The 24,251-nt window shown below is 63.1% G+C and carries 26 protein-coding genes and 1 pseudogene; 8 read left to right on the top strand and 19 right to left on the bottom strand.

Annotated features, from left to right (window positions below; all coding sequences use genetic code 11):
* Window positions 1–46: 46 nt before the first annotated feature.
* A complete protein-coding gene (locus IVB05_RS04255; protein ID WP_247783206.1) occupies window positions 47–247 on the top strand; it encodes a CsbD family protein in 201 nt (66 codons plus the stop codon).
* A gap of 67 nt (window positions 248–314) precedes the next feature.
* Here IVB05_RS04255 and IVB05_RS04250 read toward each other — a convergent pair whose 3' ends face one another.
* On the bottom strand, window positions 315–470 hold the full coding sequence (locus IVB05_RS04250; protein ID WP_211999735.1) for a Thivi_2564 family membrane protein: 156 nt from the start codon (window positions 468–470) through the stop codon (window positions 315–317).
* A 209-nt stretch (window positions 471–679) separates the two neighbouring features.
* On the opposite strand from IVB05_RS04250, the gene IVB05_RS04245 reads away from it, so the two are divergent.
* Entirely contained in the window at window positions 680–2,773 is a 2,094-nt protein-coding gene (locus IVB05_RS04245) for a HAMP domain-containing methyl-accepting chemotaxis protein (protein WP_247783205.1), read from the top strand.
* A gap of 199 nt (window positions 2,774–2,972) precedes the next feature.
* Here IVB05_RS04245 and IVB05_RS04240 read toward each other — a convergent pair whose 3' ends face one another.
* Both IVB05_RS04240 and IVB05_RS04235 read right to left on the bottom strand, forming a co-directional pair.
* Entirely contained in the window at window positions 2,973–3,611 is a 639-nt protein-coding gene (locus IVB05_RS04240) for a DUF2865 domain-containing protein (protein WP_247783204.1), read from the bottom strand.
* A gap of 35 nt (window positions 3,612–3,646) precedes the next feature.
* The gene (locus IVB05_RS04235) at window positions 3,647–4,408 is read right to left on the bottom strand and encodes a L,D-transpeptidase (protein ID WP_247783203.1); all 762 of its coding nucleotides are present in this window, start codon (window positions 4,406–4,408) and stop codon (window positions 3,647–3,649) included.
* A gap of 293 nt (window positions 4,409–4,701) precedes the next feature.
* On the opposite strand from IVB05_RS04235, the gene IVB05_RS04230 reads away from it, so the two are divergent.
* The 3 genes from IVB05_RS04230 to IVB05_RS04220 all read left to right on the top strand — a co-directional run bounded on the left by IVB05_RS04230 (window position 4,702) and on the right by IVB05_RS04220 (window position 6,826).
* The gene (locus tag IVB05_RS04230) at window positions 4,702–5,805 is read left to right on the top strand and encodes an AI-2E family transporter (protein WP_247786583.1); all 1,104 of its coding nucleotides are present in this window, start codon (window positions 4,702–4,704) and stop codon (window positions 5,803–5,805) included.
* Window positions 5,806–5,880: 75 nt separating this feature from the next.
* Window positions 5,881–6,252, top strand: a complete 372-nt coding sequence (locus IVB05_RS04225; protein ID WP_247783202.1) for a DUF883 family protein — start codon at window positions 5,881–5,883, stop codon at window positions 6,250–6,252.
* A gap of 121 nt (window positions 6,253–6,373) precedes the next feature.
* Window positions 6,374–6,826, top strand: coding sequence for a hypothetical protein (locus IVB05_RS04220; RefSeq protein ID WP_247783201.1), 453 nt, complete (start codon window positions 6,374–6,376; stop codon window positions 6,824–6,826).
* Window positions 6,827–7,777: 951 nt separating this feature from the next.
* On the opposite strand, the gene IVB05_RS04215 is transcribed toward IVB05_RS04220, so the two are convergent.
* The 4 genes from IVB05_RS04215 to IVB05_RS04200 form a co-directional block, all read right to left on the bottom strand.
* Window positions 7,778–8,182, bottom strand: a complete 405-nt coding sequence (locus IVB05_RS04215) for a hypothetical protein (RefSeq protein WP_247783200.1) — start codon at window positions 8,180–8,182, stop codon at window positions 7,778–7,780.
* 356 nt (window positions 8,183–8,538) lie between these two features.
* Window positions 8,539–9,150 (bottom strand): 2-hydroxychromene-2-carboxylate isomerase, encoded by a 612-nt coding sequence (locus IVB05_RS04210; RefSeq protein ID WP_247783199.1) that lies wholly within the window; start codon window positions 9,148–9,150, stop codon window positions 8,539–8,541.
* A gap of 4 nt (window positions 9,151–9,154) precedes the next feature.
* Entirely contained in the window at window positions 9,155–9,391 is a 237-nt protein-coding gene (locus IVB05_RS04205) for a hypothetical protein (RefSeq protein ID WP_247783198.1), read from the bottom strand.
* 132 nt (window positions 9,392–9,523) lie between these two features.
* The gene (locus tag IVB05_RS04200) at window positions 9,524–10,798 is read right to left on the bottom strand and encodes an MFS transporter (protein ID WP_247783197.1); all 1,275 of its coding nucleotides are present in this window, start codon (window positions 10,796–10,798) and stop codon (window positions 9,524–9,526) included.
* A 196-nt stretch (window positions 10,799–10,994) separates the two neighbouring features.
* Here IVB05_RS04200 and IVB05_RS04195 point away from each other — a divergent pair, with 196 nt between their 5' ends.
* Window positions 10,995–11,441, top strand: coding sequence for a TonB family protein (locus IVB05_RS04195; RefSeq protein WP_247783196.1), 447 nt, complete (start codon window positions 10,995–10,997; stop codon window positions 11,439–11,441).
* Window positions 11,442–11,458: 17 nt separating this feature from the next.
* Here the strand turns inward: IVB05_RS04195 and IVB05_RS04190 are convergent.
* The 6 genes and pseudogenes from IVB05_RS04190 to IVB05_RS04165 form a co-directional block, all read right to left on the bottom strand.
* Window positions 11,459–11,596, bottom strand: a pseudogene (locus IVB05_RS04190) (EamA family transporter); the annotation flags it as partial.
* A 775-nt stretch (window positions 11,597–12,371) separates the two neighbouring features.
* On the bottom strand, window positions 12,372–13,796 hold the full coding sequence (locus IVB05_RS04185; RefSeq protein ID WP_247783194.1) for a TRAP transporter large permease subunit: 1,425 nt from the start codon (window positions 13,794–13,796) through the stop codon (window positions 12,372–12,374).
* A complete protein-coding gene (locus IVB05_RS04180) occupies window positions 13,793–14,356 on the bottom strand; it encodes a TRAP transporter small permease subunit (protein WP_247783193.1) in 564 nt (187 codons plus the stop codon). Before IVB05_RS04180 ends, IVB05_RS04185 begins: the two co-directional genes overlap by 4 nt.
* 103 nt (window positions 14,357–14,459) lie before the next feature.
* Window positions 14,460–15,566 carry a TRAP transporter substrate-binding protein gene (locus IVB05_RS04175; RefSeq protein ID WP_247783192.1) on the bottom strand — a complete coding sequence of 369 codons (1,107 nt, stop codon included), beginning with the start codon at window positions 15,564–15,566 and terminating at the stop codon, window positions 14,460–14,462.
* 292 nt (window positions 15,567–15,858) lie between these two features.
* Window positions 15,859–16,851, bottom strand: a complete 993-nt coding sequence (locus IVB05_RS04170; RefSeq protein ID WP_247783191.1) for a DUF808 domain-containing protein — start codon at window positions 16,849–16,851, stop codon at window positions 15,859–15,861.
* A gap of 128 nt (window positions 16,852–16,979) precedes the next feature.
* Window positions 16,980–17,786: a response regulator gene (locus IVB05_RS04165; RefSeq protein WP_247783190.1), complete on the bottom strand. Its 807-nt coding sequence runs from the start codon at window positions 17,784–17,786 to the stop codon at window positions 16,980–16,982.
* A 304-nt stretch (window positions 17,787–18,090) separates the two neighbouring features.
* Between IVB05_RS04165 and IVB05_RS04160 the strand changes: the two genes are divergently transcribed.
* Window positions 18,091–18,288, top strand: coding sequence for a NepR family anti-sigma factor (locus IVB05_RS04160; RefSeq protein WP_108514289.1), 198 nt, complete (start codon window positions 18,091–18,093; stop codon window positions 18,286–18,288).
* Window positions 18,288–18,836 (top strand): sigma-70 family RNA polymerase sigma factor, encoded by a 549-nt coding sequence (locus tag IVB05_RS04155; RefSeq protein ID WP_108514290.1) that lies wholly within the window; start codon window positions 18,288–18,290, stop codon window positions 18,834–18,836. The genes IVB05_RS04160 and IVB05_RS04155 overlap by 1 nt, the downstream gene beginning before the upstream one ends.
* A gap of 546 nt (window positions 18,837–19,382) precedes the next feature.
* Here IVB05_RS04155 and IVB05_RS04150 read toward each other — a convergent pair.
* The 6 genes from IVB05_RS04150 to IVB05_RS04125 form a co-directional block, all read right to left on the bottom strand.
* A complete protein-coding gene (locus tag IVB05_RS04150; protein WP_247783189.1) occupies window positions 19,383–21,032 on the bottom strand; it encodes an HWE histidine kinase domain-containing protein in 1,650 nt (549 codons plus the stop codon).
* Between the two features lie 387 nt (window positions 21,033–21,419).
* Window positions 21,420–22,058, bottom strand: a complete 639-nt coding sequence (ureG, locus tag IVB05_RS04145; protein WP_247783188.1) for an urease accessory protein UreG — start codon at window positions 22,056–22,058, stop codon at window positions 21,420–21,422.
* Window positions 22,059–22,214: 156 nt separating this feature from the next.
* Window positions 22,215–22,952 (bottom strand): urease accessory protein UreF, encoded by a 738-nt coding sequence (locus tag IVB05_RS04140; RefSeq protein WP_247786582.1) that lies wholly within the window; start codon window positions 22,950–22,952, stop codon window positions 22,215–22,217.
* Complete coding sequence (gene ureE, locus IVB05_RS04135; RefSeq protein ID WP_247783187.1) at window positions 22,933–23,568, bottom strand: urease accessory protein UreE; 636 nt, start codon at window positions 23,566–23,568, stop codon at window positions 22,933–22,935. Before ureE ends, IVB05_RS04140 begins: the two co-directional genes overlap by 20 nt.
* Window positions 23,569–23,587: 19 nt before the next feature.
* Window positions 23,588–23,887 carry a putative quinol monooxygenase gene (locus IVB05_RS04130; protein ID WP_247519403.1) on the bottom strand — a complete coding sequence of 100 codons (300 nt, stop codon included), beginning with the start codon at window positions 23,885–23,887 and terminating at the stop codon, window positions 23,588–23,590.
* 24 nt (window positions 23,888–23,911) lie between these two features.
* Complete coding sequence (locus tag IVB05_RS04125) at window positions 23,912–24,211, bottom strand: putative quinol monooxygenase (RefSeq protein ID WP_247519404.1); 300 nt, start codon at window positions 24,209–24,211, stop codon at window positions 23,912–23,914.
* Between the last annotated feature and the right edge of the window lie 40 nt (window positions 24,212–24,251).

Raw genomic sequence — 24,251 nt, 5'->3', positions numbered from 1 at the left:
CTCCGTCCGTTGATTGGCATCTCAACATAAACAGGGAGAGATGACGATGGATTGGAACAGGGTTGAAGGGAACTGGAAACAGTTCAAGGGTGCCGCCAAGGAAAAATGGGGCAAGCTCACCGATGACGATCTCGACGTAATCGAGGGCCGCCGCGAACAGCTTGAAGGCAAGCTGCAGCAGCGCTACGGCTTTGCCAAGGACCAGATCCACAAGGACGTGGACGACTGGTTCCGGACGTTGAAGTAAGACCACGCTTCCGAGCATGAAAAGCCCCGGCAGGTTGCCGGGGCTTTTTTGCTTTGGCAGGTCGGCGCTAGATGACCGCGATGTATTTCAACAGCGAGATCACGCCGAGGATGATCACGACGACGCGGGCAATCTGCTTGGCGCGGCCATCGAGCGGCAGCAGGTTGATGAGATAGAGAACGAGAATAACGACCAGGAATGTGACGAGTACACTGACGAGCATGCGGGGTCCCCCCTCGGCATTTGCCGAAAAATGCGCTGGTAGTGTTTTGTTAACGTGAACGGGTGCGGCAGGTTCCTGTTGGCGGAACCTCAGATCGCTCGGAAAAACACAATCATTTCAAGAATCCTAGTATTTATACGGCAATAACGCTGTCCAACTAATTTACCGTTTTCCCGCCAAATGGCCCGCCAGCCTCTGGGGGGAGCATCATGTTGAACCGTCTGACCGTGTCCACGCTGCTGAAGACCGTCATCCTCGTCACCTCCTTCTGCGTAGTGCTTGGATTTTCGCTCAACGCCTGGGACTCCTGGGGCCGCTTGCAGGCGGCGAGCCGCATCGCCGTGATCGCGGATGCGTCCGCAAACATGTTCAAGGCGATGCATAATCTGCGCACCGACCGTTCCACAACCTACCGGCTGTTGAACTCCGATGCGCCGATGGAAGCCGACATCGAGAAATATCTGCGCAACATCCGCGATACCGAAATGCCCGCGATGGCCAGCGCGCTCGCCCAACTCGGGGGAATGGAATTCACGCAGCAACAGACACTGGTGCCCGAGTTCGACCGCCTGCTCAAGGCGATGACCTCGCAGCAGAAGGAATTCTGGGAGGCGATGGGCAAGCCGAAAGCTTCACGTCGCCCGACGTTGGCCAAGGAATACATGGACACCGCGACTGCGATGCTGGAAACGCTCGACAAGCTCTCCGCAACGCTGGCCGCCGCCGTCAATCACCAGGACGCAACGATCGACCAGTTGCTCGCGATCAAGCAGATCGCCTGGCTGCTGCGCAACACCGCCGGCGAAGCGTCGCTCATCGTCTCCGTCGGAATCAACTCCGGCAAGGTCTCACCGGAGGCGCGGCTCGCCTATACGAAATATTCCGGCGGCATCGATGCCACCTGGAGCGCGCTGGAACTGACGGCGTCGAGCATGAAACTACCTCCGGCTATTTCCAGCGCCATAGCCGCGACCAAGACCGCCTATTTCGAGCCGCAATATCTCGCCCTGCGCGATCGGTTGCTGACGCAGATCGCGGCCGGCGAGAAGCCGGAACTGACCGCCAACCAATGGACCCCGGTCACGGTCAGGCGTCTGTCTGCTGCCGTCGGCGTCGCCGAAGCAGCCCTCGACGCCGCCAAGGATCACGCCGCGCACCTGCGCTCCACCGCCCAGCGCTCGCTCACGATGCAACTCGCATTGCTGACCGGCGCGCTGGCGCTGGCGTTCGGCGCCATGGCGATCGTCACCCGCCGCGTCATCAAGCCGCTGCACATCATGCGCGACGCCATGCTGAAGGTCGCAGCCGGCGACCTCCACGTCGATACCGGCTACGCCGCGCGCCACGACGAAATCGGCGCGCTGGCCGGCGCGCTGGAGACCTTCAAGCAGCAGGCTGCCGACAAGGCCCGTATCGAGGTGCAGGAGCGCGAGCGCAATGCCGGCGCCACGGCGCGGCAGCAGGCGGTCGAGAGCTATGTCGGCGAGTTCGAGAGCATGGTGCGCCAGACGCTCAACCAGCTCGGCGACGCTTCCGGCCAGATGCGGACCACCTCGGCCGGCCTGTCGACGATCTCGCGCCAGACCAACGAACGCGTCCAGGTCGCCGAAAAGGCCTCGGGCGAGGCCTCGATGAGTGTCGAGACGGTTGCCGCGGCTTCCGAAGAGCTCAGCGCCTCGATCAACGACATCAGCCAGCAGGCGGCCCACGCCGCTGGCATCGCCAGCCGCGCGGTCGGCCAGGCGCGTGACACCGACGGCACCGTCCAGGGGCTCGCGCAATCGGCGGGGCGGATCGGCGAAGTCGTCGGCCTCATCAACACCATCGCCGCCCAGACCAACCTCCTGGCGCTCAACGCTACCATCGAGGCCGCGCGCGCCGGCGAGGCCGGCCGCGGCTTCGCGGTGGTCGCCTCCGAAGTTAAATCGCTGGCGAGCCAGACCGCGAAGGCGACCGAGGAGATTTCCGAGCAGATCGCCGACATTCAGAAGGTCGCCGGCGAAGCCATCGACGCCATCAAGAACATCGGCGGCATCATCGGCGAGGTCAACGAGGTCGCGACCGCGATTGCCGCCGCCGTGCAGCAACAGGGCGCCGCCACCCAGGAGATCACGCGCTCGACGCAATTTGCCGCGCAGGGCACCAAAAACGTGTCCGACAACATCACCGGCGTGAAGGCCGATGCCGACGCGGCAGCCGCCGCCGCCGAGGATGTGAAGCACGCTTCCCAGACGCTGGAGACGCAGAGCCAGCAACTGGGCAATCAGGTTACTGATTTCCTCGGCAAGATCCGCGCGGCTTGATAACCTCTCCCCGCTTGCGGGGAGAGGCAGGATCGCCTCGGCGATGCGAAGCATCGTCCGGTGCGATCCGGGTGAGGGGGTACAGGTCTCACCACTCTCACGACTCGCGGAGAGAGGCCCCTCACCTCGCTTGTCTCGACCCCGCAAGAGCGGGGCGAGGGAGAAGTGACAATCCGCTACTTCACTCCTTCGTCAGCTCTCACTCCCGCGCCACCACCGGCACGCGGCCATATTTGGCGCGGACCTTTTCGGACGCGGGTGAGAAATTCAGTTCGGCGCCGCGCCTGTCGGCGCTGCGGCCTGCGACCAGAAGGCCGTTCTCGCCGGCGACGATGTCGCCCTTGCGCAGCGTCGGGTCGTCCTCGATCTTGACCGGCGCCAGACCGATCTGGTCCTTGCCGTTGCACGTGCAGCCGCTGACGAGTTCGTTGCGATAGCGGAACGCGTTCGGCAGCTCCGAATAGGCCTTGCCGTTTTCGGCGGTCGCGTTGTCGATGCTGCTGCCGTAGAACAGCTTGGTCTCGCTCGCCGGGCAGAAGCTGCTGCAGGACGCCGCGCGGCTCGCATTGTCTGAGGCGGTGACCGGGAAATAACGCCCGTCGCAGGTCCGCACGCAAAACGCCTGGCCGCCGCCATAGCGAGCGCGTCCCTCGCCCCGCGGCGCATAGACCTGGCCGTCGTCATTGCCGAACGGCATCTGGATATAGGGCTGGTGGCGCGGGCGGGCGAACCCGCCGAACAGTTGCGAGAAAAAATCCTGGGCCTGCGCGGCAGGCGCCAGCACCGAAGCGCACACCAATGCGGCTGCCCCCCATGCTGCCAGTTTTTTCGATCGCATCAACCTTCTCCTCTCACGCAACATGACGCGTCCATTCAGTTAAGCTGCCGCGCCGTCAGGTTCATCGCCTGGTGGCCCGAGGGCGTGGTCGCGACCGGGCGCGGATGCGTGCCGGCCGGACGAGCCGTGATGCCGGTCCTGGTATCCCCGCCTCGCGCCATGACCGGCGCGTTCTTCGGCAGCACCACGACCTTGGTGCCGACATCGACCCGGCTGAACAGATCGGTGACGTCCTCATTGGTCAGGCGGACGCAGCCCGACGAGACGAACTTTCCGATCGTCGAGGGATCGTTGGTGCCGTGAATGCGGTACTGGCTGGTGCCGAGATACATCGCCCGCGCGCCGAGCGGATTGCCGGGACCGCCGGCCATGAAGCGCGGCAGATAGGGCTGGCGCGCGACCATCTCGGCTGGCGGATGCCAGTCCGGCCATTCCGCCTTGCGGCTGATGGTCTGCACCCCGGACCAGGTAAAGCCTTCGCGGCCAACGCCGACGCCGTAGCGGATGGCACGGCCCTGGCCGAGCACGTAGTAGAGCGTGGTGTTGCCGGTATCGATGATGACGGTGCCGGGCGCCTCCACTGTACCAAAGGCAACGATGGCGCGGCGAAGCCGATCGGGCGTCGCGGCCTCGTCGGACGCGATCACCTCATCGGTGGGATATGCATTCGGCTGGGCAGAAGCGTAGCCAAAGGTCTGCGCGCTCGCGGCGCTGGACAACATGGGCGCCAGCAGGACGGCGCTGATGAGCGCGCCCGTTACGCGCGACGAATGTCGGCGATCGGAGGACTGTGTCATGGGACTGCCCCGCTGGATGTGCATCATTGGATGCTCTGCACCAACAAACGCGCCCGGCGGTCGGCAGTTCCGTTCGGCCGACGTTGCGGCGCAACCTTATCAAGCGCGACAAAGCTCACACCTCCGCGATTGGAACCCGCGTATCTGCGCCACGTTGTGGTGCCAGTCCGGATCGCGAGGTCGCGTCTGCCTATGATCGCCGCCTCGGGCGGGGGAAAGCCATTGTGAGCGTCATTTCCACCAAGCCTGTGCCCGCCAAGCCTTTGGCTTCTAAATCTCCGCCAACAAAACCTTTGCCCGGTGAGCGCCAGCTTCCCAACGGGCACGAAGGCACGCCGGCCCCCGACAGCAAGGCCGAATTGCCGCCGGTGATCCGCCGCACCGAAGTGGTGGCCATCTGCCTCGTTGGCCTTCTGCTCATCTGCATCATCACCGGCCTCTATCTTGCTCAGGCGTTCTTTCTGCCGATCACGATGGCCTTCATCGTCGGCACCATGCTGTCACCGGCGGCCAGTTTCCTGGAACGCTATCGCATTCCGCGCGCGGTCGCGGCTGTGCTGATCGTGGCCGCGGTCAGCGCCGGGGCTGTCTTCATGGTCGGCCTGATTGCATCGCCCGTGATGGAATGGAGCAACAAGCTCCCGGAGCTGGGATCGATTCTGAAGGATAAAATGCACGTATTCGACCGGCCGCTCGCGCTCTGGCAGCAGCTGCAGAGCATGCTCGGCGGTCCCGACACCCTGACGACGTTCCATCTGCCCAAGGTCGACTGGGTGCAGCCGACGCTGGAATTCCTGTCGCCGACCTTCGCCGAATTCCTGCTGTTCATCGCAACGCTGATCCTGTTCATCGCGAGCTGGCGGGACCTGCGCCGGGCTCTGATCATGAATTTCGGCGAGCGCACGTCGCGGCTGCGGACGCTGCGGATCCTCAACGAGATCGAGGAGCATCTCGGCGGCTACCTGCTGATGGTGGCCACGATCAATGTCGGCGTCGGCATCGCCACCGGCCTGATCTGCGCACTCACGGGCATGCCCAATCCGGCCAGTCTGGGCGCGCTGGCCACGATCCTGAATTTCATTCCGATCATCGGCCCGGTGGCGATGTTCGCTGTCCTGGTCGTTGTCGGCCTCGTCGCGTTCCCGACCATCAGCGCCGGCCTGTTGGCGCCGGCCATGTTTGCGGCGATGACTTTCCTGGAGGGCCATTTCCTGACGCCGATGATCGTCGGACGCCGGCTGGCGGTGAACGCGCTCGCCGTGTTCCTGGCGCTTGCGTTCTGGACCTGGTTGTGGGGCCCGATGGGCGCATTCCTGTCGTCGCCGCTTCTGATCGTCGCACTGATCGTGAAGGAGCATCTGATGCCGGTCGATTCGCCGCAGTTGCCGGAGGACTAGCAAATCCCGCATCGGGAACTTCCCCTTCGACGGGGCGTTTGTTCCGCACCTGATTTCAGTACCTGGGAGCTTTCGATGTCGATGACGAACGGTGAAGCCGCGGCGAAAAATCCGACCGACAAAGCGACCTATGAACGCCTGCAGAAGGATGTAATCGCCGTGAAAAACGATATCGCAGCCCTGACCGAGCAGATCACCGATGCGTTGAACAATTTTGCCGGCAGCGCCTCCAAACAGGCGCGGCGCGGCTACAAGCAGGCGCGCGCCAATGCGGAACAGGCTGTGGAGGATGTGTCCGAACGCGGCAGCGCGATGATGGATGCCGCTCAAGACGCAGCCTCGTCCATCGAGGAGACGTTGGAAGACGCCATTACGCAGCGTCCGCTGGCAGCCGTGGGCCTCGCGCTCGGCATAGGCTTGCTGATCGGCTTGACGTGGCGCAGGTAGTTTTGGCGCAGGTAGTCTTGGACCCGGGCGCAAATCGTTCTCGCGTCGGTAATGATGGCGCGCGCCATGGTTTGTTGCGCTGTTGTTTTCAGATTGAGGCGTTTCAGATCGAGGCTTGGCCATGTTTCAGCGATGGATTGACGATTTCAAGAATTCGGCCAGCAGCACGCTGCGGCTGACATCGCTGGCGGCGGCCGCGGCGATGGCGTTGCTCATCACCGCCGCCTTTCTGTGCGCCGCCGCCTTCGTGTTCGTTCTGCAAAATTACGGCCCGGTGCAGGCCTGCCTGACCGGCGCGGGCTTCTTCTTCGTGGTCACTCTGATCGCGGCCGGCAGCTACATGGTGCGCAAGAAGCAGATCGAGGCGCGCGCCGAACTGGCGGCGAAGATGGCCAAGTCCACCGCGCAGACCGTGCTGTCCGATCCGATGCTGGTTGCGGCCGGCATCCAGGTGATCCGCGCCATCGGCGTCAAGAAGCTGATCCCGATCCTTGCGGTCGGCGGCTTGGCGCTGGGATTTCTCGCCACCCGCGCCAACGGGAGCAGCGGCGCCAACGAAGCACCGGCAGAGTAGCAGGTAGCAGGTCCGCACGCTGCGAAAACGGGCTATCCAGCATGACGCGGAGAGAGCTGTCATGCCCGCCTTGTGCGCAATTGCGCACTGGGGCGGGCATCCAGTACGCCGCGGCCTATCGATTCCATCATTGCTGTCTCTGGGATACTGGATCACCCGCCCCAGTGCGCAATTGCGCACAAGGCGGGTGATGACGATGGAATATGAGGCGACGTTCTCGCGGCGCATTGCGTCCGAGGTTTGCATCTTGGTTTGCCCTCCTCGAAATAGAGGGCGCAGGGAAGACCGGGTGCGCGCCGCACCCGCGGTCTCGCGTGCAATTGCGCACAAGGAACGCGCACACGAGCATACAGGTTCAGCGGGAGCATCCCGGCCTTCCCTGCGCAATGGCTTTACGGCTTATAGCGAGCTCTCCCCGGTGAACGGCTCTTTTGCCACCGTCGCCACGCAGGAAATAAATCTTGCGCAACTTGACGCCAGCACCGCGGCGTCGGGACCACACGACTTCGCCGTACGCTCGAGCCACACACGTCAGTCGCAGCTCTCGCGTCCATTGCATCTCACCGCACGTTCGTGACGATGGCCAACGCCCCTCATCTGCCGTGAGACGGGCGGGGTTATGCCGCTGATTTGCTCTGCAAGTTAAGCGGAATATTTTTGCGGGAAGGGCTGGACAGGTTTTGACTGATTTGCCCGACAAGTGGTTTTTGTCACAGCCTTTGCCTCCACTTCGTCATTGCGAGCGCAGCGAAGCAATCCATAGCGCCGCAAGTGGAGAGGTGGATTGCTTCGCTGCGCTCGCAATGACGTTGGGGGAGCAGCGTGCCCACCATCAGAAGCTCGCTCGATGATACATGGTGGGCACGGCGCTATCGCGCCTTTGCCCACCCTACAGATCCAGGCTCGCTTCAGATCCAGGCTCGCTTCGCAGACACATGCCGCACGCCGCGATCAGGTCACGCAGCGGCCGGGCTGAAGCAGTTTTGCGACCTCGGTCAGCACACTGACCGGCGGTTCGCAGGCCACCGTCATCTTCGAGGGGCCGGGCTTGTTCGGTGCAGCGGGCTGGGCCGGCGGCGCCGGGCGGTTCCGTACCTCCTCCTGGGCCACGGGAACACGCACCACCACGGACGTGTCCTCGAGGCCGACGGTCCGGATCGTGATCGTCTCGGTCTGCCTTTGCGCGGCTCTAAACGCCCCGCGGTCGGCCTTTGCGGCGCGGTTGATGTCGGCTGCAGGTTCGGTCGCAGCGAGTTGCCGACGGCCGGTGAGGTCATGGCCTGACGCGAGCTGGAAGGCGCTAAATGCCGTGGTAATGGCGAGAGCGGCTAAAATTGCTTTGAATATCTGTGACATGCTGGTTTGTCCCTCGCCCCGTGGCGATCACGGACACAACCCGAGCCGAGCCGAAGGGGGTCCGGCGCTTTTCGATCACTTAACCGTGTACGAAAAATATCGAAAAATATTTGCGGCGCCATGGAACGACTCCGGGGGCTCGGAGTCATCCCGGCAGCCGGTTATTCCCCCTGCCCCATTGACCGGCGACGTAGGGTGCGACCGTGGTGATGCCGGTCGCACCCTGCTTTTTTTGGCTGGAGCTTCAGAACCGAAGCTCCAGATTTTTTTAAGCGTTTTCTTCACGCGAGCCGGTTCCCACCCACGGATCTAGTCCGAGGGCATGCTTCGCTCGAAAACGCTGTGAAGTCAGCCTCTCAAGGCGCCAGCTTCTTCAAAGCGCGTTCCAGAAGTTCCAGCCGGTCCTGGCCCCAGAAAATCTCGCCTGAAGGCAGCACGTAGCTCGGCGCACCGAAGACGCCCGCGCTCAGCGCCTCCTGCGTAAACTTCTCATAGAGCGCGTCGAGTTCAGCGTCTGAAGGCCCGCCTGCGCGCAACTCCACAGCGTCGAGACCGGCGCGCTCGGCGGCCAACGCCATCGTTGCGGGATCGGTGAGCGTTTCCTCGCGCTCCCACAGCGCACGCCCGAGTTCCAGCGACAGTCTGTGGGCATTCTTGCCCTGCAGCCTGGCTGCAATGACCAGGCGGACCGCAGCGGCGTCGTCGCAGGGGAAATGCTTCGGCTCGAGATGGATGGGAGCGCTCCGCACCTCGCGCCAGCGCTTCAGCTCCATCATCCGGTAGGCGCGCCGCTGCGGCGAGCGCTTCGGCAGCGGCAGCCCGCCGGTCTGCTCGAAGATCGGTCCGAACTTGCAGGGCTTGATGTTGACGATCGCGCCATTGCGCTCGGCGATCTCGGCGAACGGCGCGCTGCCGAGGTAAGTCCACGGCGAGTTGAGCGACATGTAGTAGTCGATGGTGACCGGCACGCTTTCAGCCCGAGGCGTGCGTGATCTTGTGATCGAGATGACCCGTCTTGTAGTCGCGTCGAAGCTGGCTCAGCGACGTCTCGTTCAGGTTAAGAAAAACGTCGCTCAGCCTGTCGGTTGGGGGATAACCGGCGGCAAAACCTTGCCCGTAAATCTTGCGCAACGTGCCGATGGGGGTGGCGCCGTGCTTGTGACCGATTTCACCATCCTGCTTGCGAGTGTCGAGACCTGCCTTGCTCATGCCGCTCTCCCTTGTGCCTCCGTCGAAGCATCCTCCCACCGGGGCGAAATGGCAATCGTGCACCGCAACCAGGAATTAAAGCAGCTTGGCGCCCGAGCAAGCGGTACGGCGGGCAACGTAACCGGAGATTTGCTACTGCCGCACCGCCCGCATCTCGTCGCTCGGCTTCACATCCTGCGAGCGGCTGTAGATCGCAACCGCAACGATCAGCACCAGCGTCAACACGCCGAACAAGGCGCGGTAAGCCTCTTCCGTCCGCGCGCCGCTGGCCAGCGGTTCGAACGCGCCGATGATGATTCCGGACAGCGTCTGCATGCAGGCGACGCCGAGCATCACCGATGTGTTCATGGTCGAGATGCCGCGGCCGATCAGCCTATCCGGGAAGATGCCGCGGCCGTGCGTCATCACCATGGTGCTGGAGGCTGAGAAGAAGCCCATGGCGATGATGACGGCAACGGGCAGCCAGACCGGCGGGTGGGAAAACAGCGCCAGCATCGCGAGCAGCAAAATGATCACCAGCATGCCGCCGATCGCGATGCCCTTGCGGGTGTCGAGCCGGCGGTCAAGCGGGCCGAAGGCGAGCATGCCGGCCTGGTAGGCGATCACGGCACAGAGCAGGACGTTGCCGGCCGCGATCGGGCTTAACCCATGCACCTCGCGCAGGAACGCGCCGCCCCACAGGCCCTGCACGGTGAAGGTGCAGGCGTAGTTGCAGAAATTCAGCGCCAGGATCGGCTTCAGGCGCGGGTTGCGCAGCACCTCGAGCATGCCCATGAGCATCTTGCCTGATGGTTCCACCTTGCGGGAGAGGAAGGGATGACCGGGCGGTGCGTCGCGCACCACCAGCCAGATCGCGATCGTCGCCAGCGCCGTGAAGATGACGACGGCGCCGAACACCGGACGCCAGCCGACCGCCTCCGATGCCCAGGCGAGCGGCGTGGTGGCGGCGAGATTGCCGAGCAGGCCGATCGACAGCACCATGGCTGTCAGCGTCGAGAAGCGGTCCGGCGGAAACCAGCGGGAGATCACCACCATGCTGCCGATCAGCATCACGCCGCAGCCGGCGCCCATCAGCGCCCGGCCGGTCAACAGCACCGGCCAGCTCGGCGCCAGCGTGAACAGGGCGCCGCCGAGGCTCGCTATGATGAGCATTCCGACCACGGTATAGCGCGGCCCGAACCGATCGAAGAAGAAGCCGCAGGGAATCTGCATCGCGGCGAAGCCGAAGAAGAACGCGCCGGTCAGCGCGCCCAGCGCCTCGGGCCCGATGGCCAGATCGCGCATCAAATCGAGGCCGATGGTGACGTTGGAGGCGCGGAAAAAATGGCTGGCGACATAGGCGGTGGCCAATGTCGCGACGATGATCAGGCCCCGGCGGTAGGGGAAAGGCCGCTCGGCAGACTGCATCGGTTAAAGGGCGTTTCCGTTATCTTTTATTGTTGCTGCCGCAAGCCTATGCGGGCGAGGAGTGCAGTTCAACAAGCAATCTCCGGCTTCATCCTCGACACAGCGGGAAGCAAGGCACGGCCAAAATGCCGGAAAGCCAGAGAGCCAGGACCGACACACCTTGCAATCAACCTCAACGCGAATATGATCCGGCCGCTTGGAATCGCAGGTTTTGCCTATGTTGCGCCGGATTGTTTTGATTGCTCTGCTCATGGTTGTCTCGCTACCCGTGCACGCAGAGACCAACGACATCAAAGAGTGGCACAAGCAGATCCACATTCGACTAAAGAGCAATACGCGCTATCCACCGCTAGCAGCGGGCCAGTTGGGTGCAGCCAAGGTCGGGTTCGTGCTCGACCGTCAGGGTAAGCTGGTTTCTCACTGGTTGGCAGAAAGCGCGGGCAATCGCGCGCTCGATGAAGAAAGCCTGGCAATTCTCGAACGTACCGAGTCGTTTCCGATGCCTCCGCCGAACCTGAAAGAGGATCGTCTGAGGTTAGCGATCGAATTTGACTACCGTCTCCGGCCTGGACAGTCTGGCTCCTGGGAACAGGAACAGTCGAGGCTGAGGGCAAAGGTGAACAGTATCTGCCGCGGCTGCTGAGCAGGACCAGCGCCACCTTATGCCTTCTGCAGCGCCAGCGTCACGCCGCCGAGAGTCAGCACCATCGCGACGACTTCGCGCATGCCAAGCGGCTCGCCCAGAATCAGGGCCGCCGAGATCACGCCGATCAGGGGGACCAGCAGCATGCCGGTCGAGGTCGTGACGCCAAGGCAGAGAAAGCCGATCCATTTGCCGCGCCGCGCCGCATCCATTCCGGTTGCTTAGCAGCTGGGAACCCGCGGCTCCATGGCCAGCGCTCGCATGGCTCTTGCGCGTAAAAAATCCGGCGCGCAGATGGCGCGCGCCGGATAAGTCCGACCAGCTCTTGAGGCTGGTGGCCCGAGCCAGGGGGAGGTGCCTGGCCGCGAACTCGATAACGCCGACAATCGCCGGTGTCGGCGGTGAATCAGCAGAGTTAATGATAGCGCCGGCGTCGCGATCCGGAGGTGAACTGGTTCACATGGCGCATTCAATCAGAAATCATTTTGCGAGGTCACTGATCGTCGCGCGCGAACGAAGACCGAGGTGACGAGGCAGGCGGCGCCGACGACCGGGAGGAGAGATCGACGATGCGCAGGCAATTCGATGATGTACATCCTGCCTCGACGTGACGACGTTAAGCTCCTCGCGCGCCATGCTCAATTGTACCGAGGTAAGTTGCCGACATCGAAACGGATGGGCCGGCTATACGAAGGTTTATAGTTGGCTTGTACGGCGATCCGGCCAACGCGAGCTGCTGTTGTCCGGTCTCAGGCTGGCCACCACTGAGCAAGCCTGGAGCCAAAGCGCGGGAGGTCTTTTCGTAGAGGATATGCGGACTGAACGGGTGGCCGAACGGGACCGCCGCCATTTCAACTTTCGATTTTCCACACCATTCGCGATCTGGTGTGAAGGGCCGGACGAGCTGCGCCCAGGGCCTAGTCAATCGGCCTACTTCTTTTTCGGCGTCAGCCAGTCGTCGTCTTCCAGGGACGGCGCCAGCTTCTGCTGTTCCAGGATTTTCCTGTGCGCCTCGGGGATCACCTGACTGCGGGATGCCTCGTGCAGCGTGTGCGGGAACCAGGTCGCAATGCCGGGGAAGGCGATCATCAGCCCAACGCAGATCACCTGCAGGATCATGAACTGGAACATGCCGGCGTAAATCGTCGCGAGACTCCAGCCCTTGACTACCTGCCTGAGATAGTACGCCGACATGGCGACCGGCGGCGACAGGAAGGCGGTCTGCAGCACCACCGCAACCAATGCTCCGAACCATATGAGGTCGATACCCATGCCCTTCACGACCGGATAGAAGATCGGCAGGAACACCAGGATGATGGCTGGCCACTCAAACGGCCAACCCAACAGGAAAATGAGCAACAGCACGACAATCAGCATGAGGCTGGGCGGCAACTGGAGGCCGAGCATCGTCTCGGTGATCCAGTTTGCGGAGCCTAGGCGGGCGAATACCGCACCGAAAATGTTCGACGTGACCGCCAGCAGCAGGACCATGCTCGACGTCGCCATCGTCGAGATCAGCGCTCGTTGCAGTCCGCCGAGCGAGAATCTGCCATAGGCGATGGCCAGGATCAGCGCGCCGACGCTGCCGATGCCGGCCGCCTCCGTCGGCGTCGCAAGGCCCCCGATGATCGAGCCGAGCGTCGCCGTGATGAGCCCGAGCAGGGGCAGCGTGCCGACGATCACCTCGCGCGCAATGTACGCCGCCGAGTGGATGCGTTCGTCCATCGGCACCGGCGGCCCGAGCTTGGGGTTCATGAAGGCACGGCCCATCAGATAGGCGATGTACATGCCGGCCAGCAGGAAGCCCGGCCCGAAGGCTGCAGCATAGAGATCAGCGACCGACACCCCGAGCACCGGCCCCATCACGATCAGCATTACCGACGGGGGAATGAGAATGCCGAGGGTGCCGCCCGCAGTGATGGTGCCCGCTGAAAGCTTGGCGTCATAACCCGCCTTGGTCATGATCGGCGAGGCCATGATGCCAAGAACGGTGACGGCTGCGCCGACGATGCCCGTCGCCATCGCGAACACGGTCGAGGTCAGGATGACGACGAGGAAGAGCGCGCCGCGCACCGGCGCAAGCAGCATGCGGAACGCCGTAAAAAGGCGCTCCATGAGCCCCGCCTGCTCGGTGATGAAGCCCATGAAGATGAACAGCGGCACGGCGGCAAGGAGTTCTTCCTTCATCAGCCCGATGGTCTGGAAGTAGGCAAGGTCGAAGACCGTCGCGCCCATGCCGAGGTAACCGAACGCAAAGGCGAGAAACAGCAGCGTGAACGAGATCGGCACGCCGATGAAAATTGCTCCGAGCAGCACCAGGAGCATGATGAGGCCGATGAGCGCTTCTGCGGTCATATCTCGACCTTCTCCTTGTGCTCGAGCTCGACGCCGGTGCGCACCATGTAGATGCTCTTGATCAGCTCGGACACGCCCTGGATCAGCAGCAAGAGGCAGGCGAGCGGCACGACGAACTTGAACGGCCACAGCACCGGCCGCCACGGCGTCTGGTCCGACATCTCGTTGATCTGCCACGAGTAATGAAACTCGTTCCAGCTGATCAGCAACAGCATGATCAGGCTCGGGAAGAAGAAGACAATGTAGGAGATCGTGTCGATCAAGCCCTTCCTGCGGATGGAGAACTTCTCCCAGAAGAAGTCGGTGCGGATGTGAGCGCCCTTGTGCAGCGCGTAAGCGGCGCCGAGCATGAACAGCGAGCCGTAGAGCATGTAGGTTGCGTCGTAGGCCCATATGGTCGGCGCGTTGAACAGGTAGCGCGCTCCAACCTCGTAAGCGACAGCCAGAACCAGCGGCACCGACAGCCACGAGATGATCGTGCCGGTCCGATCCGTGAAACCGTCGATGACCCGGATTATGGCCAGCAGCGCCGGCGACTGCCTGTCTGTTATCTCAACCATCCCTCCCCCTACCGCCCACCGTTCGTGCGGCTCGCCTTTGGCGTGACGCAGGCCGCGCGCGCGAATGGAGGGGCGGCCGAACCGGCCGCCCTCGGACGAAGTCCTATTTCTCGACCGGGAAGTAGTAGTTCGCCATGAAGGAGTATGGCGGGAAATAGGATCGCTTGTACGGCACCACAGCGCTGGCATAGGCCTTCTGCGAGTCGTGCACCTTCTTGAAGAACGGGTTCCTGGCGCCCTCGGCCGCCGCGATCTCGTCCCACTTCTTGATGAAGGCCAGCAGGATTTCGGTCGGCGTGCGCAGAATCTGTACGCCGTGCTTCTGCTGCATCTCAATCAGCGCATCGGCGTTCTGGCGCTGCCACTTGGTCCACCAGACGAGGAATGTCTCGTTGGCCGCCGACTTGATGATCTCCTGGTGCTGCGGAGTGAGCTCCTTCCACACATCGCCGTTGATCACGATTTCGCCGACCGTCACGTTCTCGTGCAAGCCGGGCGAATAGTGGTACTTCCAGACGTTGTGGAAGCCGAGCTGCATGTCCTCGATGCCGCCGACCCATTCCGCGCAATCGATCACGCCGCGCTGCGCGGAGGGAATGATCTCGCCGCCCGGCATGTTGACCACCGTGAAGCCGAGCGCCTGCCAGACTTCGCCGGCCATGCCGGTCTGGCGGCATTTCATGCCCTTCATGTCCTCGATCGTCTGGATCGGCTTCTTGAACCAGCCGAAAGCCTGCGGCCCTGCAGGCAGGATGGGGAACACGACGACGTTGAGCTTGAGCTCCTTCTGATAGAACTCGTTGTAAAGATCGAGGCCACCGCCATGATAGAACCAGCCCATCACGTCCATGTAGTCCATGCCGAAGGTGCCGCCGGGACCACCGGTGAACAGGATCGCGGTCTTGTTCTTGCCGGTCCAGTAGCCGGCCCACGCATGCGATCCGTCGAGCACCTTCTTGTGGGTCGCGTCCAGCACCTCGAAGGCCGGCACGACCTGACCGGCGGGCATCGTTTCGATCTTCAGCGTGCCGGCCGATAGCTTGTTCACCCGCTCCGCGAAGTAGGTGAAGTTATCATAGAGCGTGAGCGATGCCGGCCACGTGGCCTGCATCTTCAGCACCTTCGTCTGCGCCATGACTGCAGTGGTAGATCCGACAAACGCCGATGCCATCAGGGCAGCAGCGAGTAGTCCCAGAAACAAGCGTTTCATGAGCCCTCTCCTCCCTTTGACGACGTAGACCTTGGCGAACCTATTTCTTCGTTTTTTCTTGCCGCGCCTGGTCTCGAAACCAAGTCTGCCACCATCCTGCCAAATTGTCATCTTGCTTTCTGGCCGCAGCAAGCGCCGGCAGGCTGCTGCGGCGTGGCGCTTTTGCGCTCCGGCGGATTTACCGCTGCTTGTTGCACCGCGGTCGATCTCACTGCTGACGTCAGCACGTGGAGCGTGTGGCTAAAGCTATGCCTGCCAGAGCCAGCGAAGCTGCAATGCCGGCGAGTCCCGCCTAGGACCCTTTCCGGCCGCCCTGCAGAAAACTCTTCAACAGTTTCCATGCAGGCGCAAAGACAAATCCGACGACCGGAATCGATGCGGCGCCGACCAGCAGGCCTATCACGCCGGATATGGCTGCCTCGACCGCCCATTCGAGGATCGCGGCAAGCGGCGGGAATGCGTGGGCCACAGCCTCGGCAGCGGCTTTGACGGCATGGTGGATTGCCGGCGGACCGTAGACCTCGAGGCCATGCAGGATGATGCCGCCGCCAACCCAGATCATGGCGGCAGTGCCGACCACGCTGAGAATCTTCAGAAGCACGGGCATGCCGCGGACGATGCCGCGTCCGAGCGCGCGGCCCATGGCCGAGGCGCGATCGCTCCGCGCCAGCGCCACACCGACATCGTCGGCCTTCACGATCAGCGCGACCACGCCATACACGGCGACGGTGATTCCGATAGCCACGACCGCCAGCACAAGCGCCTGCTTCCAGATGCTCCCCACCGGGAGAGCCGCCAGCGTGATCGCCATGATCTCTGCCGACAGGATGAAGTCGGTCTTGATAGCGCTTGCGATCTTCTCGTCTTCGACCGACTGAGCGTTCAACGCCACGGTGCCGAGCTGGGCCTCATGCTGATGGGCATGATGGGGCATGACGGCCTCGAGCACCTTTTCCGCCCCTTCGTAGCAGAGGTAGGCCCCGCCCAGCATCAGCAGCGGCGTAATCGTCCAGGGAAGGAAGTAGCTCAGCACCAGGGCCGCGGGGAGCAGGACCAAGAGCTTGTTGCGCAGCGATCCCGCCGCGATCTTGCCCACAATGGGAAGCTCGCGCTTCGGCTCGAATCCGATCACATAACCGGGCGTAACCGCGGTATCGTCGATCACGACGCCTGCCGCCTTCGCGCCCGCCTTGGCGGCCTGGCTGGCCACATCATCGAGGGAAGCTGCAGCTACCTTGGCGATACCAGCGATATCGTCGAGAAGGCCGATCAGCCCGACACTCATCGATCCCTACTCCACATCATCAAGAGGTTCGTCGCCAGGAGGACCGTAGCAGGTTGGCCCCACAAAAAATCCGGCGCGCAGTGGGAAGCGCGCCGGATCATTCCAAACTCTACACTAAAAAGCTTCGATCAGCCCGCGGCCGCCCGCGGGGCGCGGTTACGCGAGTTGCGCTGGAAGAACAGCGCCTGACTGGCGACGGCGGAGACCATCGCAGGCTGGAACGGCTTCGAGATCAGGAACGCCGGCTCGGGGCGTTCGCCAGTCAGGAAGCGCTCGGGGTAAGCGGTGATGAACACCACCGGCACCTCGAACACCTTCAACAGCTCGTTGACCGCATCCAGGCCCGACGAACCGTCGGCGAGCTGGATGTCGGCGAGGATCAGGCCGGGCTTCTTGTTCTTGGCGAGCGCCACCGCATCGGCATGGGTGCGGGCGACGCCGATCACGTTGTGGCCGAGGTTCTTCACGAGGCTTTCGAGGTCCATCGCGATGAAGGTCTCGTCCTCGATGATCAGGACGTCGGTGGCGATTTCCGCCGCCATCTCGCGGCCGGCGGCGTCCGTCAACTGGCGGGTCTCGGCGATGTCGGTATTTAGAATGAACGCCACCTCTTCCTCGGAGAAGCCTTCGAGCGAGAGCAGCAGGAAGGCCTGCCGCGGCAGCGGCGTGATGTTCGACAACCTCCGCTCCGGCGGTAGCGCCAGCGTCGCGACGTCGGGGTTATCGTTGAGCGAGACCGAGTTCCAGATCTGGGTGAAAAGCTTGAACAGCCCGGCGCGCGGGCCATGCCGTTCGTCCAGTAGCGAGCCATCCTGCAGCAGGGCCTCCAGCATGGCACCCACATAGGCATCGCCCGAGGCCTGGTTTCCGGTCAGCGCACGGGCATAGCGCCGCAACAGCGGCAGATGTTCAGCAACGAGCTGTGATCGGGACATCCCCATTTCATCCTTATCTTAGGCCGTAGGCTTGGCCATCTTACTTAGGGTCTCAGCCGGGCGGACGTAACCTTAAAGCGCCGCGTCGGGCGTCAATTTTAGTTTCGGCGGGGGGACCCCGGTTCCCCTGTCACCCCGATTACTCGCGGGGGGCAAAAAAGTTCCAGAAAAAGTTCCCAAAATTCGGAACCTTCCGCACATATTCGCATTAGCCTTTGACCTTTAACGCGGCGGCTAGGCCCAATTTCGAGGTAACCTCTTGAAACCACAGAGACTTAACTCTCGGGGAAGCGTGGATCAGACCATGAAGGAAGTAAAGAAGCAGGGCGGGCTCAACGCCGAGATTCAATCCAGGATCGGGCACCAGCTCCGCGCCATGTACGACGACGTGGTCCGACAAGGCGTGCCGGACCGCTTTGCAGAGCTGATCCGGAAGCTCGATGGGCCGGAGGCGGCGGCGGCCCAAATCGACGACCCAGCAAAAAATGACGGGAGGGACTAATGCCTCTCACCGACTCTCTTCGCGACGACATTTTGGCGTCGGTACCCAGCCTGCGCGCGTTCGCGATCTCGCTCTCTGGCAATGGCGACCGTGCGGACGACCTGGTTCAGGAAACGTTGCTGCGCGCCATTGCCAACATCGACTCGTTCCAGCCCGGCTCGAACCTGCCGGCCTGGCTGTTCACCATCCTGCGCAACCTGTTCCGCTCGGACTACCGGAAGCGGCGGCGCGAGGTGGAGGACGCCGAGGGCAATTACGCGAAGACCCTGAAGACCCAGCCGGCGCAAAATGCGCATCTGGAGTTCGAGGAGTTTCGTACCGCGCTCGACAAGCTGCCGCAGGACCAGCGCGAAGCGTTGATCCTGGTCGGCGCCTCCGGCTTCTCCTATGAGGACGCCGCCGCCATCTGCGGCTGCGCGGTCGGCACCATCAAGAGCCGCGTCAACCGCGCGCGCTCGAAACTCTCGGCGCTGCTCTATGTCGATGGCGCCGAGGATTTCGGACCCGACGAGACCGTGCGCGCGGTGATCGGCGGCAACGGCGGCTGATGACGCTATCGAAATGACATGGAAAGGCGGCCCGATCGGGCCGCCTTTTTTTCGTGGCAGCTTCGCAGCCCGGGTGAAGCGCAGCGTAACCCGGGACTCCCACGGCATAGACCGCCCCGGATTGCGCTTCGCTCCATCCGGGCTACGTCGGTTTGCGAATTCAGTTCAAGCCGCCGAAGGCGCAGATCAAGACCAGAATCGGAATCGGCACACCGAGCAGCCACAACAGCAGGTAACGTCCCATGACGAACTCCTCCGTCGCAGATTGATGCGGATTAATGCGGGAAAGTGCGGACGAGTTCCAGATGCATCTCCCTCGAAGCCGTCGTCCCTGCCTAGTGCGCAATTGCGCACGGGCGCAGGGACCCATACGCCGCGGCCGGTGTGAAGGGCACGCCGCGGGACGGCTTCGCTTCAACAGCCTGCAACGCTAGTTGATTGACGCAGAGCGTTAGCTGCCGCGCTTCCTCGATGGATCACGCGGTATGGGTCCCTGCGCCCGTGCGCAATTGCGCACTAGGCAGGGACGACAGCGGAGAGAGCACTCTACCGCACCGGTGCGGAAATCTGCTCGGTGCGGTCGCGCTCGGTCATGTCGACGACGGTTTCCATCGGCGCGGTGAGTTCGTAGACGTAGCTCACTTCGGTGAAATAGCGCTTCGCGGTGCCGCCGAGCGCTTCCGGCGCGACACGGTCGAGCAGGATGAGGCCGAAATCACTGTCTTCCCGCCGCGTTGCCGCGCTGGTGTTGAACTCTTCCCAGCGAAAATGAAAGATCGTATCCGGCTCCTCGCCCGTGACTTCCCAGTTGGCGACGATGTGTGGGTGCTTGCCGACCAGCGACAGGCCCTCGTCGGAATGCGACGCAAGTTCGAAGAACAACAGCGAGAGCGACTGCGCGGCGCGCGCGCTGACGGAGATATCCGGGCCGTTGACGACGATGCGGTCGGCATGCGGGATCGCGCGCGATTCAAACAGGCCCTTGAGCTTGACGCCCTGCCACTGGCTTTCGCTGAGCAACGTCACCACGTTCGACATCGCATGGATGCGGCCGATCAGGAGCTCGCGCGACACGTCCATGTCGGAGCCGTGGCGCAGCGTGCGCGTCACGATCGACTGGATCACGGCGAGGATGTTCTTGACCCGGTGGTTGAGCTCGTCGATGACGGCGGTCAACCGCCGCTCGAAACCGATCCGGACCTGGATCTCGCGGCTGAGCCGCAGGTTGTTGTAGGCGACGTAGCCGAACAGGCCGCAGACAATGCCGGTAAGCGCGAAGCCGATGGCCGCCACGATGATCGCCGTTTGCTGCGCGCGCTGAACGGCATTGTTCTTGGCATAGTAGGCGAGCGACCAGTCGCGGCCGCCGAACGTTACCGTCCGCACCACCGACGGCAACGGATCGCCCTGCTTGACCGGTCGCAAGGTGATGGCGCCCTGGTCGTTGGCGACATATTCGTCGCTGGCGTCATCGGGGTCTTTCAGCACCACCGAAAACAGCGAGCGGTCGTCGTTGGTCAGCATCAAGGGCGCCAACTCGTAGGAAAAGGTGACGAAGCCCAGGGGCTCCGCAGTACCTTCCTTCAGAAGGGCGGAGGCAAGCACGATGCCGATCTGCCCGCTCTGCCTCAGGAGCGGAATCGGGTCCGACGCCACCGGCTTGCCGGTCTCCGCCGCCTTCGCCAGCATCGGCTCGATCACCGAGTGACGGTCATAGGCGCGGCCCGGAAAGCCCAGCGTATCCGCGCTGCGCGGTTCGAGGTCCATCAGGACGTCGAGCGGCTTGTCGATCGTCTTGATGTCGAGCGGCCGATCGTTGAAATCCCTGATCGTCGGGTTGGTGAAGCCGGCGCTCTTCAGCTCCGCCTGCGCCGCGGCCAGTTCGCCTGGCTTGAGCCGCGCGATCCAGGACGCGATCACGAAATCGGTCTTGAAGGCATAGATCGCCGCGCGCAGCGGCTGCAGCATGTTGGCTTTCACCACCGAAGGTGCGCGGAACAATCCGGATGCAACGCGTGCGAGCAATTCGCGCTCGGTCAACCGGTCCTGCACCAGGCTGGCATGGACGTCGATGGCGCGGGACAGCGCGATGCCGTCGATCGCCAGTTCCTGTTCGTGAACGCGATAGGCCGCGAGACCGGAGAGCAGAACTCCGATCAGCGCGATAAAGCCGATAATGAAGCCCAGCCGAATCACTCGCTTACTCGGAAATGACGTATTGGCGAAGACGTATCGGAAGCATCTTTGGGTCTGCCGGGGCAGAGGCACATGGCAATAGCGCGAAGGCCAACCGCGGCGAATATGACGGAGCGCTCATCAGCACGCAACTGACAGGTGGCAGCGAGGTAAACGACACGGCCGCCGTTAACGCTGATTTGGCGGGGCCAGAGGTTGATAATCTGACAGTGCCGATTTGGTTCCAGCGAGGACGGGCAAATCCGAGGGCTGCGTCGGCGGACCGAATATTAATGTTAACGCCCCGCCCACCCGGGCCGCTGGCCTGACCGCTTTTCCGGTCGCTTGCTCGCCCCGCCTGGCCCGGCCCGTTTATCTTGACCGTTATCTTTGGCCGTCTATCTCGCCCTACCCGGCCTTGGCCTTCGTCGCCGGGCGCAGGCCGCCCTTGGTCTCGATGAAGCCGATGATGCGATCGAGCCCCTCGCTCTTCTTTAAGTTAGTCATCACGAACGGCCGCTCGCCCCGCATCCTTTTCGCATCAAGCTCCATCTTCTCGAGCGACGCCCCCACATGCGGCGCGAGGTCGATCTTGTTGATCACGAGCAGGTCCGAGCGGGTGATGCCCGGCCCGCCCTTGGAGGGGATCTTGTCGCCGGCGGCGACGTCGATCACGTAGATCGTGAGATCGGCGAGTTCGGGCGAAAACGTCGCGGCGAGATTGTCGCCGCCGGATTCGATCAGCACCAGATCGAGATCAGGGAATTTCGCGCGCATGTCGGCGACCGCTGCGAGATTCATCGAGGCGTCCTCGCGGATCGCGGTGTGCGGGCAGCCGCCGGTCTCGACGCCGGCGATGCGGTCCGGCGTCAGCGAGCCCGAGCGCACCAGGAACTCCGCATCCCATTTGGTGTAGATGTCGTTGGTGATCGCGGCGATGTCATAGCGCTCGCGCATCGACTTGCAGAGCAGGTCCATCAGCGCGGTCTTGCCGGAGCCGACGGGGCCGCCGACGCCGATGCGGAGCGGACCGTGAGATTTAGACATGTCGAACATTCCCTCGTCTATCGTCGTCCCTGCGAACGCAGGGACCCATACCGCGTGATCTAGCAATGCGGCAGGATGGTCGACGTCCTTCGCAACAACCAAGGCCGGTGGCTATGGGTCCCTGCGTTCGCAGGGACGACGAAAGAGTATACCCCATCATGACCGGAACAGCCGCGTATACTGCGTCTCATGGCGCAGGCTGGCGAGGTCGGCGCGGAAGGTGGCGCTGCCGAGATCGTCGAGCGACGCCTCCAGCGCGCGCTTCGCGGTGGCGGCGACATCGGCTTCGAGGCCTGCGAGAATGCGCTGGCTGTCGGTTTGCCCGAGCGGGACCAGCCGCGCGCCGGCGGAAATCCAGTTCGACACCACGGCGTGCAGGAAAGCGTGCAGCGCCGGCTCAAGCGGAACGGCGTGGCCCGCGCTGACGAGCCCGACCGCGACGGGATAGACCATGCTGCGGCCGCAAGCGGCGACCATGCCGTCGAGCCCGTCGCAGGCCCAGGCGGAGCGCGCGATCTCGATGAAGGCGCGGCCCTGCGTCGAGGTCTCGAGCTGGCGCTCGCGCGAGGGCACAAGAGCGGCCGCGAGTTCGGCAATCTCGCGCAAGGCGACGTCGTCCTGCGCGGATGCGGCGCGATGCACCTGCGCCAGAAACACCGCATCGCAGAAGCCCGAGCCATCGCCGAGCATCGCGGCCAGCCAGTCGCGCAGCGATGCGGCGTCCGTGATGTCACCCGCCTCCACCGCCCATTCGATGCCGCTGGAATAGGAGAACGCGCCGACCGGAAAGGATGGCGACAGCCAGGTCATCAACCGATACAGCGCCGCCGCCTCATCCGCATTCATTCCGCTGCTCGCGTCGGCCGGCGCGGGCTCACTTGTGGTCATGAGCATGGGAGTGATCGTGGTGGTGATGATCGTGGTCGCAATGTTCGTCATGGTGATGGTGGTCGTGATCACCGTGGTGGTGATCGGGATTACCGTGATGATCGTGATCACCGTGGTGATCGTGATCACCGTGGTGATCGTGATCGTCGTGATGATGATGGTCATGATCATGCGCGGCGTGATCATGCGCCGCCTGCGCATACGCGCCGCCCTCGGGATCGAACGGCGCCTCGATCTCGATGATGCGCGCACCCAGCCCCTTCACCATCGCCTCGATGACGTGATCCCTGCGAATCCGCAGGCCTTTTGGCATGATCTGCGTCGGCAGATGGCGGTTGCCGAGATGCCAGGCGATGCGAACCAGGTGCAGCGGATCGGCGCCCCTGATCTCGATCAGGGGCTCGGCGGCCGCGACCACCTCGATCAGCCGACCGTCCTCCAGCACCAGCGCGTCGCCGCCGCGCAGCGCCACGGCGTTTTCCAGGTCGAGCAGGAATTCCAGCCCGCGCGTCCCCGTCATCGCCATCCGCCGCCGGTGCCGGTCGTCGAAATCGAGCACGACGGTATCGGCGGCGGCGTGCGTCCAGCGATGCTGGCCCAGGACTTTGGTCGCGCGGATCATATCACCTGCTCAATACGCACTAAAATTTCTCCACCTTGCCGTCGCTGATGATTTCGATCACCGTCGGCGCCGTCTTCATCTGCGAGGAATACTCCCGCCAGACTTTCATGTGCGGCGCGCGGCCATGCGCATTGAGATCGTCGCGGGTCTCCCAGCGCTCGACCACCACATACAGATTGGGATTGTTCACGCTGACATGGCCTTCATAGGAGATACAGCCCTTCTCCTTGAGCGTTTCGGCGGTACAGGCCTTGTGCCCCTTGATGAAGTCGTCCTTGTTTTCCGGCTTCATCGGCGTGGTGGCGATGACGTAGATCATGAGTTTATCCCTTGCTTTTCTTGATTAGCGGACGTCGACCTTTTCGGGAGTGATGACTTCGATCTTCGGCGGCGCCGACATGCATTTCACGGCGACGCGGCCGAAGGTCTTCATGTGTTCGGCGCCACGATGCGGCACCAGCGCCTCGGCATTTTCCCACTGCTCGACGAACACCATTTTCGAGGGATCGGTGACGCTTTCGTGCAGGTCGTAGGCGATGTTGCCCGGCTCTTTCCGGGTTTCCTTGATGCAGGCGGTGGCGGCGGCGATGAATTCGGCGCGTGTTTCAGGCTTCACGGTCAGCGTGGCAACGACGTAAATCACTGGATTCTCCCGGACTTTTGTTCTGGCTCAAGTTCCGGGA

This window comes from Bradyrhizobium sp. 170, assembly GCF_023101085.1.
Lineage (GTDB): Bacteria > Pseudomonadota > Alphaproteobacteria > Rhizobiales > Xanthobacteraceae > Bradyrhizobium.
Note: the sequence above shows the minus strand (reverse complement) of the source record. Positions and strands in the feature narration are given on the sequence as shown.

Coding starts and splice junctions, on each gene's coding strand:
- IVB05_RS04255 (WP_247783206.1), top strand. CDS start 47: ATGGATTGGAACAGGGTTGAAGGGAACTGGAAACAGTTCAAGGGTGCC.
- IVB05_RS04250 (WP_211999735.1), bottom strand. CDS start 470: ATGCTCGTCAGTGTACTCGTCACATTCCTGGTCGTTATTCTCGTTCTC.
- IVB05_RS04245 (WP_247783205.1), top strand. CDS start 680: ATGTTGAACCGTCTGACCGTGTCCACGCTGCTGAAGACCGTCATCCTC.
- IVB05_RS04240 (WP_247783204.1), bottom strand. CDS start 3,611: ATGCGATCGAAAAAACTGGCAGCATGGGGGGCAGCCGCATTGGTGTGC.
- IVB05_RS04235 (WP_247783203.1), bottom strand. CDS start 4,408: ATGACACAGTCCTCCGATCGCCGACATTCGTCGCGCGTAACGGGCGCG.
- IVB05_RS04225 (WP_247783202.1), top strand. CDS start 5,881: ATGTCGATGACGAACGGTGAAGCCGCGGCGAAAAATCCGACCGACAAA.
- IVB05_RS04220 (WP_247783201.1), top strand. CDS start 6,374: ATGTTTCAGCGATGGATTGACGATTTCAAGAATTCGGCCAGCAGCACG.
- IVB05_RS04215 (WP_247783200.1), bottom strand. CDS start 8,182: ATGTCACAGATATTCAAAGCAATTTTAGCCGCTCTCGCCATTACCACG.
- IVB05_RS04205 (WP_247783198.1), bottom strand. CDS start 9,391: ATGAGCAAGGCAGGTCTCGACACTCGCAAGCAGGATGGTGAAATCGGT.
- IVB05_RS04200 (WP_247783197.1), bottom strand. CDS start 10,798: ATGCAGTCTGCCGAGCGGCCTTTCCCCTACCGCCGGGGCCTGATCATC.
- IVB05_RS04185 (WP_247783194.1), bottom strand. CDS start 13,796: ATGACCGCAGAAGCGCTCATCGGCCTCATCATGCTCCTGGTGCTGCTC.
- IVB05_RS04180 (WP_247783193.1), bottom strand. CDS start 14,356: ATGGTTGAGATAACAGACAGGCAGTCGCCGGCGCTGCTGGCCATAATC.
- IVB05_RS04175 (WP_247783192.1), bottom strand. CDS start 15,566: ATGAAACGCTTGTTTCTGGGACTACTCGCTGCTGCCCTGATGGCATCG.
- IVB05_RS04170 (WP_247783191.1), bottom strand. CDS start 16,851: ATGAGTGTCGGGCTGATCGGCCTTCTCGACGATATCGCTGGTATCGCC.
- IVB05_RS04165 (WP_247783190.1), bottom strand. CDS start 17,786: ATGTCCCGATCACAGCTCGTTGCTGAACATCTGCCGCTGTTGCGGCGC.
- IVB05_RS04160 (WP_108514289.1), top strand. CDS start 18,091: ATGAAGGAAGTAAAGAAGCAGGGCGGGCTCAACGCCGAGATTCAATCC.
- IVB05_RS04155 (WP_108514290.1), top strand. CDS start 18,288: ATGCCTCTCACCGACTCTCTTCGCGACGACATTTTGGCGTCGGTACCC.
- ureG (WP_247783188.1), bottom strand. CDS start 22,058: ATGTCTAAATCTCACGGTCCGCTCCGCATCGGCGTCGGCGGCCCCGTC.
- IVB05_RS04140 (WP_247786582.1), bottom strand. CDS start 22,952: ATGCTCATGACCACAAGTGAGCCCGCGCCGGCCGACGCGAGCAGCGGA.
- ureE (WP_247783187.1), bottom strand. CDS start 23,568: ATGATCCGCGCGACCAAAGTCCTGGGCCAGCATCGCTGGACGCACGCC.
- IVB05_RS04130 (WP_247519403.1), bottom strand. CDS start 23,887: ATGATCTACGTCATCGCCACCACGCCGATGAAGCCGGAAAACAAGGAC.